The sequence below is a fragment of the Bacillus cereus group sp. BfR-BA-01330 genome (genome assembly GCF_022663885.1).
GTDB lineage: Bacteria > Bacillota > Bacilli > Bacillales > Bacillaceae_G > Bacillus_A > Bacillus_A cereus.
On sequence record NZ_JAKUGK010000018.1, the window covers coordinates 1 to 14,812 of the forward strand.

Consider the following 14,812-nt stretch of genomic DNA (forward strand, 5'->3'; position numbering starts at 1 on the left):
CTCTCCAATAAAGTTAGTTTGTCTAGCATCTAAAATAAAAATTGACGTTTCACGTTGTTTGTTTCGTTTAGTTTTCAAAGTTCAACATCGCGTTTCAGCGACTTTTATAATTTAACATTTTGCATTAAATCTGTCAACAACTTTTTCTTTCGTCCCTGACGACGCTTATTAATTTACCATATTAATCATTTAATAGTCAACACTTTTTAAAAAAATGCCAAAATAATTTTATCTTGGCATGATATAAAGCTTAATAATCACTAATGCTGCCACACCCGGTAGACCTAATAAACTCGTTATTGCTGTTGTACCCATGTTAATTGGGATATGAAAATCAAAATATGTCCCTACAACATTTACGATAAAAAGCAATGCTATTCCTAAAGTAACATGAAAAATCACCTTACCTATAAAACGTAATGGCTTAGAGGCAACACCAAAAACAAGAAAAATAAATACTAAAGTAAGAATACCAACAATAATAATTGTAGAATTCATTTTTTCCTCCTTATGAATGACCTATACATCTATTTGTATGGGACAAGACAATAAAAAAGAACAGTTATCATATGCAGCATCTCTTTCATATAAACTAAATAAAACAATACCTCAGCATAAAAAAAAATAAAAAGGCCTGCTTAGAAAGCAGAACCTTTTACCATTGTTCCATTTTTACAGGACGACGCTTTGCTTCTTTCAACAAAAAGAAATATTTCGCCTCTGCTATTTTCAAAGAACAAATGACATCTTGAGACGGTTCTACACTTTGTTCGACCATTCTCTTCTGACGTAACCACTCATTCTTCACTTTTTCCAAAAGTACAATTAACTTATCGTCATACTCTTTACGCAATTTACCCTTTTTTTGAAAGAACATTTTTGTTTCTCCTCTTATACTTCTCTGCGCCCTTCTAACGCTTTGGATAATGTCACTTCATCTGCATATTCTAAATCTCCACCAACTGGCAGACCATGTGCAATACGAGTTACTTTAATGCCTGTAGGTTTTAAGAGGCGGGAGATATACATCGCTGTAGCTTCCCCTTCAATATTAGGGTTTGTTGCTAATATCACTTCTTGTACCGTTTCATCATGTAGTCGCTTTAAGAGTTGCGGGATATTAATGTCTTCCGGTCCAATTCCCTCCATAGGAGAAATCGCACCACGTAACACATGATATACACCTTGATACTCTTTCATTTTTTCCATCGCGATTACATCTTTCGGTTCTTGCACGACACAAACAACTGATTGATCTCGATGTGAATCATTACAAATATAACAAGGATCACGATCAGTAATATGTCCGCATACAGAACAGTACGCTAAATCTCGCTTCGCATTTACAAGTGCTTTCGCGAAACCTAACACATCATCTTCTTTCATATCTAATACGAAAAATGCCAATCGAACCGCTGTTTTCGGTCCGATACCTGGCAACTTCATAAAACTATCGATTAGTTTTGATATTGGTTCTGGATAATGCATGTATCAATATCCTCCTAGAACATTCCACCTGGTAAGTTTAAGCCTTTTGTAAATTTACCCATTGTAGAGTTTGAAAGCTCATCAGCCTTTTTAAGTGCATCATTTGTTGCAGCTAATACTAAGTCTTGTAACATTTCGATATCTTCTGGATCTACAACTTCCTCTTTAATCTTCACTTCAAGAATTTGCTTGTGACCATTTGCAATAACTGTAATCATTCCGCCGCCAGCTGTACCTTCAACTGTTTTTTCACCAAGCTCTTCTTGTGCTTTCGCCATGTCCTTTTGCATCTTTTGCATTTGTTTCATCATGTTATTCATATTTCCCATTCCGCCACGCATCATAATTAATTCCTCCTAATTATTATTACTCTTTTATTTCAATGAGTTCTTGCCCTACTAACTTCACTGCCTCTTCTATAAGAGGGTCTTCCTTTTTCTCCGGGCTTTCTTCAGACTCTCCACCTTCACGTTGTAAAAAGTCTTCACGGATTTTACCCCATTCACTTTTTGGAATGGCAATCATATTTAACCTTTTACTTAGCAATTCAAATAAAGCTTGTTCTACTGTATCCATAGCTTCTCGATTTTCGCTCGCCATCTTACAGTGAATCTCATATTGAAATGCTAAAACGTAAGTGTCATCTGAAGCTGCCACTGGTTCACTATTTTCAAGTAAAACGGCAAACGCTACTTTGTTATATGATTTGAGTCTTCCTAACAACTCACCCCATACAGCTTTTAATTGTTCTAAATCTTGACGCTTCGCTTGTTTTAATACTTCATTTACACGTCCGACAGGAATTTTCATACTTCCTGTTCGTACCGGTTTTGGTGTTGCACGTGTCTCTCTTACTTCCTGTTGTACACCTGCTGGCACACCGTTCTTTTTGACTTGCTCTAACTCTTTCTCCAGTTGCTGCATCCTGTTCATAATTGCTTGCAAACGATCTGTACCATTTGCTTGCATCATAAACTGTTGACACAATTGCACCATAACAACTTCTAAGAAAATACGCGGATGATTTGTCCACTTCATTTCCTGTTGTCCCTTACTAAGGGTATGAATAATCTCATAGATCACTTCCGGTTGCATTTCTTCACTCAACTTACGGAATTGATCATCTACAATTACTCGTTCCAACATATGTTCTAGTTGTGGTGAAGTTTGATATAAAAGCATATCACGATAATAGTAAATGAAATCCTCCATAAAACGAACTGGATCCTTCCCTTTACTCATCATTTCATCTATGATTTGCAATGCTCTTGATACATCATTTTCACGTATGCACTCTACTAAATTGCCTAAGTATTGCTGAGAAACAGATCCTGTTACGGCCAATACATCTTCTGTCGTAACAATCTCATCACTATAAGATATAGCCTGATCAATAAGACTAAGCGCATCACGCATACCACCTTCGGCAGCACGCGCAACAATTTGTAATGCTTCACCTTCCACTTGCGTACCTTCATTTGTCACGACCGTTGATAATCTCTCAACAATATCATTCACTGATATTTTTCGGAATTCAAAGCGCTGACAACGTGAAATGATTGTAGGTGGGATCTTATGAGGTTCTGTTGTCGCCAAAATAAAGATAACATGTCCTGGCGGCTCTTCTAAGGTTTTTAAAAGCGCATTGAATGCACCCATAGAAAGCATGTGAACTTCATCAATAATGTATACTTTATATTCTACAGCACTTGGAGCGTATTTTACTTTATCTCTAATATCTCGAATTTCATCTACACCGTTATTTGAAGCCGCATCAATTTCTAATACATCTGAAATGGATCCTTGTGTGATTCCTAAACAAGAAGGACATTCATTACAAGGTTCAGCTACCGGAGCATGTTCACAGTTAATTGCTTTTGCAAATACTTTTGCAATTGTCGTTTTTCCTGTTCCCCTCGGGCCAGAAAATAAATAAGCATGTGAAACTTTCTCTTGAAGAAGGGCATTTTGCAACGTTTTTGTCACGTGCTTTTGACCGACTACATCTTCGAACTTTTGCGGTCTCCATGTTCGGTATAACGCTTGGTATGACACGAAAATACGGCCTCCCTCAAAGGTTATTATCTCATTTATTATAACCCATTCTGTTTATAGATTCCAAAAGTTATTTTCTATACAAAAAACTCACCTTTGTATTAAGGTGAGTTTTGTATACATATATAACTGCCGTGCACCCTCCGTCGATTACGTACCATAAGCGTTACTCAAGCAGTTAGCTCGGTTCAGGCACTCCTGCGGCACACGAGAAGACCCGCTTATTGCTGCTTCCTTCCGGACCTGACAAGGTTCACGGGGTCCCGTTGCGCAGGACCCAAACGTCAACACCACTTACTTAAGGCAGACCTTACAGCAACATAACCTCGAGAGGGGATTCGGCCTCGCTAGAGCGGATTGCGAGTATAGGGCACCGCTACCTCCCCGCTTAGCACGGCAAAGTTAAAACCAATATTCGGTTGCCTTCATTAAAGGCATTATCAGTATAACTTGTTTCTTTAGAAAATGCAAATACGTTAGTTCCCAGTATTCTTCTCTAATTTTTTTATTGCTTTTCTTTTTTTACGAAGCTCTCTAAAAAAGTTTGTTAACAACGTACCGCATTCTTCCTCTAGTACACCAGATACTACTTCACATTGATGATTGAAGCGTTCATCCGTTAAAAGATTCATCAATGTCCCTGCACATCCGCCCTTCGGATCACTTGCACCATATACAACTCGCTTCACTCGTGATAAAACAATTCCACCCGCACACATTGGACAAGGTTCTAATGTTACATACAATGTTGCATCTTCTAAACGCCATGTCCCTAATTTTTTACATGCATCATCTATCGCTAGCAACTCAGCATGAGCTATTGATCTTTGCTCAGTTTCCCTTAAATTATGAGCAACACTAATTACCTCACCATCTAACACTATAACTGCTCCAATTGGTACTTCCTGTATTTCCTCTGCCTTTTTAGCTTCTTCTATCGCTAATTGCATAAAATAAATATCTTGATCTTGTTCCATAACATAGTCCTTTCATTACAAATAAAGTACACTTATTTCCATTTACTACACAGGGGATAACTTTTACAAATTCAATCCACCCTAAAAGAAAAAAGAGAGGGGATTACATATGAAAAATACCGCCTTGCTCATTATCGATATGATTAATGACTTTCAATTTTCCCACGGACCCATTCTAGCTAAAAAATGCGAAACTATAACAAACCCTATTTTACAATTAAAGAAAAAAATGAAATCCTTCGGCTATCCTATAATTTACGTTAATGACCATTATCAACTTTGGAGATCTGATATCGACCAACTTATTACTCATTGCACAAATGAATATAGCGAAAATATAATCCATAAGATTGCTCCAAGTTTTGATGAGTACATTTTTATTAAACCACATTATTCCGCTTTTTATGAAACACCTTTAAATTCATTACTAGGTTATTTAAAAATAGAAAATCTAATATTAACAGGGGTTGCCGGAAATATATGTATCCTATTTACAGCTAATGATGCTCATATGAGAAATTATAAATTGTATGTACCACAGGATTGTATCGCCTCTAACAACGACCAAGATAATATACATGCTTTAAAAATAATGGAAACTACATTGAAAGCAAATATAACATCATCAACCAAAATAAAATTTAATTAATACATATATCTATTTTCTAACTTTTTATATCAAATTAACCCGCTCGCTTCCCTCTTGTGCTACAATAATTCTGTTTTGTGTTTTTAGTAGTCACGGTAAATCACTGATTGAAAGGAGGAAACAGCGTGACCGGAGTACCATTTATCACGGTTGAAGGACCAATTGGTGTTGGAAAAACTTCACTTGCGAAGGAAATTTCAACTCACATGCAACTCCACTTACTAAAAGAGATTGTTGATGAAAATCCCTTTTTAGGAAAGTTCTATGAAGACATCGACGAATGGAGTTTTCAAACAGAGATGTTCTTTCTTTGTAATAGATACAAACAATTAGAAGACATTAACATAAAGTACTTGAATCAAAGGAAACCAGTAGTAGCGGATTACCATATCTTTAAAAATTTAATTTTTGCATCCCGCACATTAAAAGACTCTCAATATGACAAATACATGCAAATTTATCGTATCCTTACACAAGATATGCCTGTGCCAAATGTCATTGTTTATTTAACAGCTAGCCTAGAGACATTGCAAAAGCGAATCGCCATGCGCGGAAGAGAATTTGAAAAAAACATGGATCCAAATTACTTACTACAGCTCACAAAAGATTATGAAACAGCAATGGATGCTTTTAAAAAAGATCATCCGGAAATACCAGTATTGAAATTTAATGGCGACGATATGGATTTTGTAAAAAATCCTGATGATTTAAACGTTATCCTATCTGCCCTTCAAAATACTCTCTTAAAGGAGTCGAAATAATAATGAATTTAAGGCAAAAATATGATATACCCAATGACGCAGTAATCACTATCGCCGGAACAGTAGGTGTGGGTAAATCAACTATGACAACTGCATTAGCTAATGCTTTAGGTTATCGCACATCATTTGAAAAAGTAGATTCCAATCCATATTTGGACAAGTTCTATGCGGACTTCACTCGCTGGAGCTTCCACCTACAAGTGTACTTTTTAGCAGAACGATTTAAGGAACAAAAAAGAATTTTTGAATATGGTGGCGGTTTTGTTCAAGATCGTTCCATTTACGAAGACACTGGAATTTTCGCAAAGATGCATCATGAAAAAGGAACAATGACGGAAACTGATTATGAAACATACAAAGGTTTATTTGACGCTATGGTCATGACTCCTTACTTCCCTCATCCAGACTTATTAATTTACTTAGAAGGTTCTTTCGATGATATTGTCGATCGTATTCAAGAACGCGGGCGCCCAATGGAACAGCAAACACCAATTGAGTACTGGAAAGAAATGCATGGACGTTATGAAAACTGGATTAACAACTTTAATTCATGCCCTGTATTACGCTTAAATATTAATGAGTACGATATTTTAAAAGATGGTGATTCAATCGAACCAATCATAAAAAAAATTGGCCATTTTTTAAAACAAACACGTAAACTTGTAAAATAAAAAACCCGTGCATATGCACGGGTTTTCCTATTAAATTACTTCTTCTTTGTTGGAGCAATAATTTCACTCTCAGGTTTTCCTGCGTTAATGCGCTGACGAACAGTACTTGTACTAATATCGTATGCTTCAGCAATCTCTTTAACAGTCATTTCTTTCCCGTTAATTACTGCCGTTAATACTTTACCTGTACGTTTTGGAGCTGCTTCTTTCTTTACAGCTGCTTTTTTAACTTGTTTTGGCGCCTCTACTTTACTCGTAGCTGGTTTTACATCACAAGTACAACCACAAAGTTTACGGAATGTATCATCACTAATAATGCGTGATACGTTTGCACCACTGTTTAAAATTCTATTGTTCTTACAGACAGGACATTGTACATAATATAAAGTTTTTCCATCTAAAGGAAACGTTTGTATAATAAGATCCATGTTGACTCCTTTCATATCTATGAAGATAATCATCGGAATATGAGTGTGTAATAAGGACAAAATTACCTTACACCATACTTTATGATTGGTTTTAAAATAAAAACTCGTTACGTGTTGGTAACGAGTTCTCCAATCTCCACTTATATGCGCTGTTGTCAATTATATCTGGAGGAGGTAGAGGGATTCGAACCCCCGCGCGACTCTCGCCGCCTGTCGGTTTTCAAGACCGATCCCTTCAGCCAGACTTGGGTATACCTCCATATTGACATCAAATATAATATCAAAAGAAAAACAGTTAGTCAACCCTACTAAAATAAATTATGAGGAAAGGAAAATTTTACTTTCCCCTTCCTACATTACAGTACTGACAACGCTCATAATTACCAATCACTCATACCGATGAATGTTTAAATTTACTTAATAACTGTTTTTCCTCCCATATAAGGGCGAAGAACTTCTGGAATTATAATTGTACCATCTTCTTGTTGGTAGTTCTCTAAAATAGCTGCAACCGTACGTCCAATTGCAAGACCAGATCCATTTAATGTATGAACATGTTCTGGTTTTCCATTTGGTTCACGGCGGAAACGGATATTTGCACGTCTCGCTTGGAAAGCTTCAAAATTACTACAAGAAGAAATTTCACGATATGTGCCATAGCTTGGAATCCATACTTCAATATCGTATTTCTTCGCTGCTGTAAATCCTAAATCGCCTGTGCACATGCTCATAACGCGATATGGCAACTCTAATAATTGTAACACGCGTTCTGCATCATTTGTTAACTTTTCTAACTCTTCATAAGAATCTTCTGGTTTTACGAACTTCACAAGCTCTACTTTATTGAACTGATGCTGGCGAATTAAACCACGTGTATCACGCCCAGCTGAACCTGCTTCAGAACGGAAGCAAGAGCTAAATGCAGCATATCTTATAGGCAATTGCTCTTTATTTAAAATCTCATCACGATGCATATTCGTTACAGGTACTTCAGCTGTTGGAATTAAGAAGTAATCTTCACTTTCAATACGGAATGCATCTTCTTCAAACTTTGGAAGTTGTCCTGTTCCTGTCATACTTGCACGGTTTACCATATATGGAGGTAATACTTCTTCATATCCATGCTCATCAGTATGAAGATCAAGCATAAAGCTAATTAAAGCACGCTCTAATCTTGCACCAGCACCTTTGTAAAATACGAAGCGGCTTCCTGTTACTTTCCCAGCGCGTTCAAAATCTAAAATTCCTAAATCAGTAGCAAGATCCCAATGTGGTTTTGGCTCATAAGTAAATTCTTTCACTTCTCCCCAAGTACGTGCTACTACATTATCATCCTCTGTTTCACCAACTGGAGCAGATTCATGAGGGATATTTGGAATAGATAACATTAATCTTTCTAAGTCTTCTTCAACTGTACGAAGTTCGTTATCAAGATCCTTTACTTTTTCTCCAACTTCACGCATTTCTAAAATTAGAGCTTCTGCATCTTTCTTTTCACGCTTCAATACAGAGATTTGTTGAGATACTTCGTTACGTTTACTTTTTAGTTCCTCTGTTTGAACAAGTAGTTCTCTTCTTCTCGTATCCAATTCTTCAAAACGACCAAAATCAGTTAAATCTTCGCCTCTATGCTGTAATTTCGCTTTTACTTCTTCAAAGTTTGTACGTAAAAATTTAATATCAAGCATTGTATACTCCTCCTTTTATTTTATAAAACACAAAAAACTCCCGTCCCTATATAAAGGGACGGGAGTTAACCCGCGTTGCCACCCTAGTTGAAAGCATTACCGCTTTCCTCTCAAGTAGAAATAACGGCTCTTCACCGGGAATGCTTACTAATCCAAAAGATATTCCACATTCCATTCCAGGATGGATTCACAAACTGTTTCTATCGATTTCCACCAACCATCGACTCTCTATAAGAAACGACATTTGTTACTATTTCCTATCAACACGCTTATTTTATAAAATTGTTACCATCAATTTACTATAATCTTATACAAGTTGCAAGTTACTTATACAACTTTTTTCATTTTCGCTTCTTTTACCATTTCAACAAAGTATGCTGTTACACGATGATCATCTGTTAATTCCGGATGGAATGAAGCAGCTAAAAACTGATCTTGTCTTACCGCTACCATTCGGTCACCATGTTTAGAAAGCACTTCAACATTATCAGCTACTTCTACAACATACGGCGCACGGATAAATACACCAACGAAGTCTTCACCCACGCCTTCAATTGAAAGCGCAGCCTCAAAACTATCCTTTTGGCGTCCGAACGCATTGCGCTCAACTGTAATATCCATAGCCCCAATATGTGCTTCTTCATAGCCAATAAGTGTTTTCGCAAGAAGAATCATCCCTGCACATGTACCAAACATTGGTTTACCAGACTTTGCAAATGTACGAAGTGGTTCCATGAAAGCATACTTATCAATAAGACGGCGCATTGTTGTACTTTCACCGCCCGGTAAAATAAGACCATCAATCTCTTCAAGTTGCTCTATACGCTTTACAACAACAGCTTCTGCACCACTTGCTTCAACTGATTTTACATGCTCACGAACTGCACCTTGAAGACCTAGTACACCGATTTTCACCATTTTAAAGTTCTCCTTTAATTACCATCCACGCTCTTGCATGCGTTGTTCTGGTAATAACGTTGAAATTTCGACACCCTTCATTGCATTACCTAATCCTTTAGAAAGGCTTGCAATTAGTTCGTAATCTTCATAATGAGTCGTTGCTTCAACGATTGCACGTGCAAATTTCTCTGGGTTTTCTGATTTGAAGATACCAGATCCAACAAATACCCCATCAGCACCAAGTTGCATCATTAATGCTGCATCTGCTGGTGTTGCTACACCACCTGCCGCAAAGTTTACAACTGGTAAGCGACCAAGACGTTTAATTTCAAGTAATACTTCGTAAGGAGCGCCAGTATTTTTTGCATATGTCATTAACTCATCTTCACGTAGACTCGCAACTTGACGGATTTCTGCATTGACTTGGCGCATATGACGCACTGCCTCTACAATGTTTCCTGTTCCTGGTTCACCTTTTGTACGAAGCATAGATGCACCTTCTGCAATACGACGTGCAGCTTCTCCGATATCACGGCAACCACATACAAATGGAACTGTGTAATCACGTTTATTTAAATGGTATACTTCATCAGCAGGAGTTAATACTTCACTCTCATCGATATAGTCTACCCCTAATGATTCTAATACACGTGCTTCTACAAGGTGACCGATACGGCATTTTGCCATAACCGGAATTGACACCGCACCCATAACTTCTTCAACAATTGTTGGGTCTGCCATACGAGAAACGCCACCTGCTGCACGAATATCTGCTGGTACACGCTCTAATGCCATAACGGCAACTGCGCCTGCCTCTTCTGCAATTTTTGCTTGTTCAGCGTTAACTACGTCCATAATAACGCCGCCTTTTTGCATTTCTGCCATTCCACGTTTTACACGTTCTGTCCCTGTTACATTTGTCATGTACAAAAACCCCCCTAGGTGAATTGCTTTCCCCCGTTAAAGGCGAAAATTAAGAATACTCTTACATTCTACCACTAACTATCAGATGCTTGTCTACTACTTTTTCATAAAGTCGGTATGAAAAATAGGAATAAAAAAAAGCTCCTATCGTGAGGAGCTTTTAAAACCAACCTTTTACTGTATCAACAGCACTATTCCACATACCACTAAAGAATGAACCAATTCCGCGCATAGCACGAGTAAACCAGTTTGCTTCTTCTACTTCAGATGTCGTTACAAGATCCACTTGCAGTGACTTACCAGTTAAAAATCCAGGGTCGTTTGTATCTTTTGGCGTAATTACCATTTGACCAAGCGCAGCTCCCTTTTTAATAGGTGCTTCTTGTCCCTTACTTGATTCTTTTAATTCTGTTTTATAAACATCTTTACTTCCTTTTGGCACTGGAAGTGAAATAGCTTGTTTCGTTTGAACTGCTACATCTTTATCTTTCGCATTTTCTACTCGTACTGTTTCTTGTCCTTTTACTGAAGAACCTTTTTTATACATTTGTTTCACTTCAAAGTTAGCAAATCCATAATCATATAGCTTCTTTGTTTCATCAAAACGTGCTGTATGAGAACTTGTTTTAATAACTACAGAAATAAAACGCATTCCGTTTCTTTCAACCGTACCAGTGAAGCAATCTCCTGCTTCTGGAGTTGAGCCTGTTTTTAGGCCATCTACGCCATCATATTCTTTAACTAAGCCCTTTAACATCCAGTTCCAGTTCGACATTCCAAACTTCTCTTTTTCTGGACGGAATTCTTTTTTAGGGATTTTTGCTGTATCTAACACTTTTGGATAATCTTTAATTAAATGTTGTGCTAAAGTTGCAACATCCTTTGCAGACATTTTATTTTCTTCATCCGCTGTTGTTCCTTCAGGATGCATTCCCTTTAAATCTTTATTCGTTAAACCTGTAGAATTGACAAATTTATAATTTTTTAACCCTAGTTCTTTCGATTTGTCATTCATCATTTTTACGAAGTCTACTTCTTTACCTGCAATTGCTTCTGCTAATGCAATTGTTGCACCATTTGCAGAAAAGATTGCCATTGCTTCGTATAACTCTTTTACTGTATAAGAGCCACCATTTTCTAATGCAACATTTGATAATGAAGCATCTTGTGAAACCTTATATGCATATTCAGAAACCTTAATTTTCTGGTCCCACTTAAGTTTTCCTTTATCCACTGCTTCGTGAACTAAATATTCACTCATCATCTTTGTCATACTAGCAATGGATAATAATTCATCTGCATTCTTTTGATATAAAATTTTCCCAGAATTCGCTTCTACTAAAATTGCCGCACCTGCTTCAATGTTTAAAGCGGCTCCTGTTTCAGCTGATGCATTGCTATATGGCATAAAAATGCTACAAGCTAGTGTAAGCACTGTTACCAAAGCAATGAATCTTTTGCAAAACATACCTTTCACTTTTGCTACCCCCAATATCTATGTACTCACATAACCGTTATTCTAACATAATCAAAAAAAAATAGACAGAGATATCAAATCTCTGTCTATTTGTATATAAGACATTATAATGAGTAGTTTGGAGCCTCTTTTGTAATTTGTACGTGATGAGGATGACTTTCACGTAAGCCAGCACCTGACATACGAATGAATTGTGCATTTTCGCGTAAGAATTCTAAATCCTGTGCTCCGCAATATCCCATACCTGCACGTAAGCCACCAACTAATTGGTGAACTGTATCTGCTAAAGGTCCTTTATATGGCACTCGTCCTTCAATACCTTCTGGGACAAGCTTTTTATTACCTTCTTGGAAGTAACGATCTTTACTTCCTTTTTCCATCGCACCGACAGAACCCATACCACGATACACTTTAAATTGACGACCTTGGTAAATTTCAGTTTCTCCAGGGCTTTCTGCAACACCTGCAAACATGCTACCTAGCATAACAACATGTGCTCCTGCCGCTAAAGCTTTCACCATATCACCAGAGTACTTAATACCACCATCAGCAATAACTGGAATACCGTGTTTACGAGCTTCTGTTGCACAATCATAAACTGCAGTTAATTGTGGTACACCAACACCGGCTACAACGCGTGTTGTACAAATAGAACCTGGTCCAATACCAACTTTAACTACGTTTGCACCAGCTTCAATTAATGCTTTCGTTGCTTCAGCAGTAGCAACATTTCCAGCGATAATATTTAGTGATGGGTATTTAGCACGAACTTCTTTTACCTTATCAATAACACCTTTAGAATGTCCATGTGCTGTATCAAGTACAATTGCATCTACACTAGCTTTTACTAATGCATCGATGCGAAGCATAGCATCCGCTGTTACACCAACTGCTGCTCCAACTAATAAGCGTCCTTGCTTATCCTTAGCAGAGTTTGGGAATTCAATTACTTTTTCAATATCTTTTATTGTAATAAGCCCTTGTAATACACCGTTATTATCAACAAGAGGGAGTTTTTCAATTTTATACTTTTGTAGGATCTTTTCAGCTTCTTCCAGTGTAGTACCAACTGGAGCTGTAATTAATTGTTCTTTTGTCATTACGTCAGAAATTTTGATTGAGTAGTCTTGGATGAAGCGCATATCACGGTTTGTAATAATACCAACTAATTTTCGCTCATCTAAATTATTTACAACCGGTACACCTGAGATACGATATTTTCCCATAAGATGTTCTGCATCATATACTTGATGTTCTGGAGTTAAGAAGAAAGGATCTGAAATAACGCCGCTTTCAGAGCGCTTTACTTTATCAACTTGCTCTGCTTGTTGCTCAATAGACATATTCTTATGAATAATTCCTAAACCACCTTGGCGAGCCATTGCAATAGCCATGTCAGCTTCTGTTACTGTATCCATTCCTGCACTAATTAACGGGATGTTTAGCTGTAAGCTTTCAGATAAAACTGTTTTAACACTTACTTCTCTTGGTAATATATCTGACCTAGCTGGTACAAGTAATACATCATCAAAAGTCAAACCTTCTTTAACAAATTTAGATTCCCACATAATTGTTCCCCCTATGATACCAGAAATTATTATTAGTAGCTTATCAATTGGTTAAAATACTGTCAAGGACGTATATATATGTTAGAATTTTTAGACAATAAAAGGAGCGTAATATATGCATCAAACATCTTGTACTTGGCAGCAGTTAAGTTTCTTTTTTTCATCTCAAAACGTACAACGTTATCTTGCCCGTTGTTATGAAAAATCCTCTATTCAGGATGCAGAAAAAAAAAGTTTTGAAAATTGTTATCCCTTTATTTATTACTTAGAACACGGGAAAAATTATTATGAATTATATAAGACAGCTCCATTTTCCATTCAACCAATGTTGTTATTTTATGGAATTAGTCAACTGTTTAAAGCATGCCTACTAACTATTGACCCTAACTATCCTGAATCCACTACTGTTTTAGCTCATGGCGTTACAACTCGCAAACGAAAAAAACAAGGGTATCAATTTTTAGAAGATGAGGTGAAGGTACAAAAAAACGGATTGTTTACTCATGTTGCAGAACAACTGTTTCACATGAAACACTTAGAAGCAGAAAAATTTAACATGTTAGAACTAATGGGAAATATTCCAGAATTACAAAATTTATTTCGTTATAGTCAAAAAGGATCAACTTTATATAAAATTGATTCAACAATTAAAAATGAGCTCTCCTTTTCAGTCAACCTACTAGATCGATTACATATGACTAAAGAGAGATTTTCTCGTTACATTGAAACATCTTGTAAGCATTTATCAATACAACACGTACCTGAGAAGACTAATGAATCGAATTTACTTTTTACAGCGCCTATTCAATCATGGAATCCTATGTACAGTACTCCTTTATACTATGAACATCTTACTAATACTTATTATTTGCCACTTACGACTGACCCTAGAAATCCTAAGCCAATATTACCTGAACTCCTCATTCATTATTTATTGCTCTATAATTTAAGCATGATTTCTAGATATGAAACAGATTGGTGGTATGACTTACTTGGAAGTTATGGTTCTGAAGATTATCCATTTATTTATCAATTTCTAAGTATTTCTGCTCAAAAAATCCCTTACTATATTTCAAATTTTTTATTAATAGAACCAAATCTATTTCATGGGAAATAAAAAAACACAAGTCAAATGACTTGTGTTTTTAGTTGCTTGGCGACGTCCTACTCTCACAGGGACAAGGTCCCAACTACCATCGGCGCTAGAGAGCTTAACTTCCGTGTTC

General features: G+C 36.8%; 16 protein-coding genes, 1 tRNA gene, 1 other RNA gene and 1 other annotated feature. Of the genes, 4 read left to right on the plus strand and 14 right to left on the minus strand.

Features of this window, described 5'->3' with window-relative positions; translation table 11 throughout:
• Positions 1-228: 228 nt before the first annotated feature.
• From MR112_RS28235 to tadA, 7 genes are all read right to left on the minus strand, one after another.
• On the minus strand, positions 229-498 hold the full coding sequence (locus MR112_RS28235; RefSeq protein WP_110498131.1) for a pro-sigmaK processing inhibitor BofA family protein: 270 nt from the start codon (positions 496-498) through the stop codon (positions 229-231).
• Positions 499-655: 157 nt separating this feature from the next.
• Entirely contained in the window at positions 656-877 is a 222-nt protein-coding gene (locus MR112_RS28240) for a YaaL family protein (protein ID WP_000466019.1), read from the minus strand.
• 14 nt (positions 878-891) lie between these two features.
• Positions 892-1,488 (minus strand): recombination protein RecR, encoded by a 597-nt coding sequence (recR, locus tag MR112_RS28245; RefSeq protein WP_000559169.1) that lies wholly within the window; start codon positions 1,486-1,488, stop codon positions 892-894.
• A 14-nt stretch (positions 1,489-1,502) separates the two neighbouring features.
• Positions 1,503-1,829 carry a YbaB/EbfC family nucleoid-associated protein gene (locus MR112_RS28250; RefSeq protein ID WP_014894853.1) on the minus strand — a complete coding sequence of 109 codons (327 nt, stop codon included), beginning with the start codon at positions 1,827-1,829 and terminating at the stop codon, positions 1,503-1,505.
• Between the two features lie 25 nt (positions 1,830-1,854).
• On the minus strand, positions 1,855-3,543 hold the full coding sequence (gene dnaX / locus MR112_RS28255; RefSeq protein WP_000121587.1) for a DNA polymerase III subunit gamma/tau: 1,689 nt from the start codon (positions 3,541-3,543) through the stop codon (positions 1,855-1,857).
• A gap of 132 nt (positions 3,544-3,675) precedes the next feature.
• Positions 3,676-3,940, minus strand: an RNA gene (gene ffs, locus MR112_RS28260) — signal recognition particle sRNA large type.
• Positions 3,941-4,019: 79 nt separating this feature from the next.
• Positions 4,020-4,520 carry a tRNA adenosine(34) deaminase TadA gene (gene tadA / locus MR112_RS28265; protein WP_000434329.1) on the minus strand — a complete coding sequence of 167 codons (501 nt, stop codon included), beginning with the start codon at positions 4,518-4,520 and terminating at the stop codon, positions 4,020-4,022.
• A 109-nt stretch (positions 4,521-4,629) separates the two neighbouring features.
• On the opposite strand from tadA, the gene MR112_RS28270 reads away from it, so the two are divergent.
• The 3 genes from MR112_RS28270 (at position 4,630) to MR112_RS28280 (ending at position 6,601) form a co-directional block, all read left to right on the plus strand.
• A complete protein-coding gene (locus MR112_RS28270; RefSeq protein ID WP_000798724.1) occupies positions 4,630-5,169 on the plus strand; it encodes a cysteine hydrolase family protein in 540 nt (179 codons plus the stop codon).
• A gap of 125 nt (positions 5,170-5,294) precedes the next feature.
• Positions 5,295-5,930 carry a deoxynucleoside kinase gene (locus MR112_RS28275; RefSeq protein WP_000148218.1) on the plus strand — a complete coding sequence of 212 codons (636 nt, stop codon included), beginning with the start codon at positions 5,295-5,297 and terminating at the stop codon, positions 5,928-5,930.
• A 2-nt stretch (positions 5,931-5,932) separates the two neighbouring features.
• Positions 5,933-6,601, plus strand: a complete 669-nt coding sequence (locus MR112_RS28280) for a deoxynucleoside kinase (protein ID WP_001053585.1) — start codon at positions 5,933-5,935, stop codon at positions 6,599-6,601.
• A 35-nt stretch (positions 6,602-6,636) separates the two neighbouring features.
• On the opposite strand, the gene MR112_RS28285 is transcribed toward MR112_RS28280, so the two are convergent.
• The 7 genes from MR112_RS28285 to guaB form a co-directional block, all read right to left on the minus strand.
• Positions 6,637-7,029, minus strand: a complete 393-nt coding sequence (locus MR112_RS28285; protein ID WP_000364193.1) for a sigma factor-like helix-turn-helix DNA-binding protein — start codon at positions 7,027-7,029, stop codon at positions 6,637-6,639.
• Positions 7,030-7,195: 166 nt separating this feature from the next.
• Positions 7,196-7,288: transfer RNA gene (locus MR112_RS28290), tRNA-Ser, on the minus strand.
• Positions 7,289-7,442: 154 nt separating this feature from the next.
• The gene (gene serS / locus MR112_RS28295) at positions 7,443-8,717 is read right to left on the minus strand and encodes a serine--tRNA ligase (RefSeq protein ID WP_000884187.1); all 1,275 of its coding nucleotides are present in this window, start codon (positions 8,715-8,717) and stop codon (positions 7,443-7,445) included.
• Between the two features lie 51 nt (positions 8,718-8,768).
• Positions 8,769-8,990, minus strand: a binding site (T-box leader).
• Positions 8,991-9,044: 54 nt separating this feature from the next.
• Positions 9,045-9,635, minus strand: a complete 591-nt coding sequence (gene pdxT / locus MR112_RS28300; RefSeq protein WP_000238785.1) for a pyridoxal 5'-phosphate synthase glutaminase subunit PdxT — start codon at positions 9,633-9,635, stop codon at positions 9,045-9,047.
• A gap of 18 nt (positions 9,636-9,653) precedes the next feature.
• Complete coding sequence (gene pdxS, locus MR112_RS28305) at positions 9,654-10,541, minus strand: pyridoxal 5'-phosphate synthase lyase subunit PdxS (protein WP_000186165.1); 888 nt, start codon at positions 10,539-10,541, stop codon at positions 9,654-9,656.
• 160 nt (positions 10,542-10,701) lie between these two features.
• Positions 10,702-12,009, minus strand: coding sequence for a D-alanyl-D-alanine carboxypeptidase DacA (dacA, locus tag MR112_RS28310; RefSeq protein WP_124749816.1), 1,308 nt, complete (start codon positions 12,007-12,009; stop codon positions 10,702-10,704).
• Between the two features lie 113 nt (positions 12,010-12,122).
• A complete protein-coding gene (gene guaB, locus MR112_RS28315; protein WP_000264088.1) occupies positions 12,123-13,586 on the minus strand; it encodes an IMP dehydrogenase in 1,464 nt (487 codons plus the stop codon).
• A 115-nt stretch (positions 13,587-13,701) separates the two neighbouring features.
• Here guaB and MR112_RS28320 point away from each other — a divergent pair, with 115 nt between their 5' ends.
• Positions 13,702-14,703 (plus strand): YaaC family protein, encoded by a 1,002-nt coding sequence (locus MR112_RS28320; RefSeq protein ID WP_242245874.1) that lies wholly within the window; start codon positions 13,702-13,704, stop codon positions 14,701-14,703.
• Positions 14,704-14,812: the final 109 nt, after the last annotated feature.

Excerpts from the sequence above, each read along its gene's own strand:
- MR112_RS28285 (WP_000364193.1), bottom strand. The coding sequence starts at position 7,029 with ATGGATCTTATTATACAAACGTTTCCTTTAGATGGAAAAACTTTATAT.
- tadA (WP_000434329.1), bottom strand. The coding sequence starts at position 4,520 with ATGGAACAAGATCAAGATATTTATTTTATGCAATTAGCGATAGAAGAA.
- MR112_RS28270 (WP_000798724.1), top strand. The coding sequence starts at position 4,630 with ATGAAAAATACCGCCTTGCTCATTATCGATATGATTAATGACTTTCAA.
- MR112_RS28235 (WP_110498131.1), bottom strand. The coding sequence starts at position 498 with ATGAATTCTACAATTATTATTGTTGGTATTCTTACTTTAGTATTTATT.
- recR (WP_000559169.1), bottom strand. The coding sequence starts at position 1,488 with ATGCATTATCCAGAACCAATATCAAAACTAATCGATAGTTTTATGAAG.
- guaB (WP_000264088.1), bottom strand. The coding sequence starts at position 13,586 with ATGTGGGAATCTAAATTTGTTAAAGAAGGTTTGACTTTTGATGATGTA.
- pdxT (WP_000238785.1), bottom strand. The coding sequence starts at position 9,635 with ATGGTGAAAATCGGTGTACTAGGTCTTCAAGGTGCAGTTCGTGAGCAT.
- MR112_RS28250 (WP_014894853.1), bottom strand. The coding sequence starts at position 1,829 with ATGCGTGGCGGAATGGGAAATATGAATAACATGATGAAACAAATGCAA.
- pdxS (WP_000186165.1), bottom strand. The coding sequence starts at position 10,541 with ATGACAAATGTAACAGGGACAGAACGTGTAAAACGTGGAATGGCAGAA.
- MR112_RS28240 (WP_000466019.1), bottom strand. The coding sequence starts at position 877 with ATGTTCTTTCAAAAAAAGGGTAAATTGCGTAAAGAGTATGACGATAAG.
- dacA (WP_124749816.1), bottom strand. The coding sequence starts at position 12,009 with ATGTTTTGCAAAAGATTCATTGCTTTGGTAACAGTGCTTACACTAGCT.
- MR112_RS28280 (WP_001053585.1), top strand. The coding sequence starts at position 5,933 with ATGAATTTAAGGCAAAAATATGATATACCCAATGACGCAGTAATCACT.
- serS (WP_000884187.1), bottom strand. The coding sequence starts at position 8,717 with ATGCTTGATATTAAATTTTTACGTACAAACTTTGAAGAAGTAAAAGCG.
- MR112_RS28320 (WP_242245874.1), top strand. The coding sequence starts at position 13,702 with ATGCATCAAACATCTTGTACTTGGCAGCAGTTAAGTTTCTTTTTTTCA.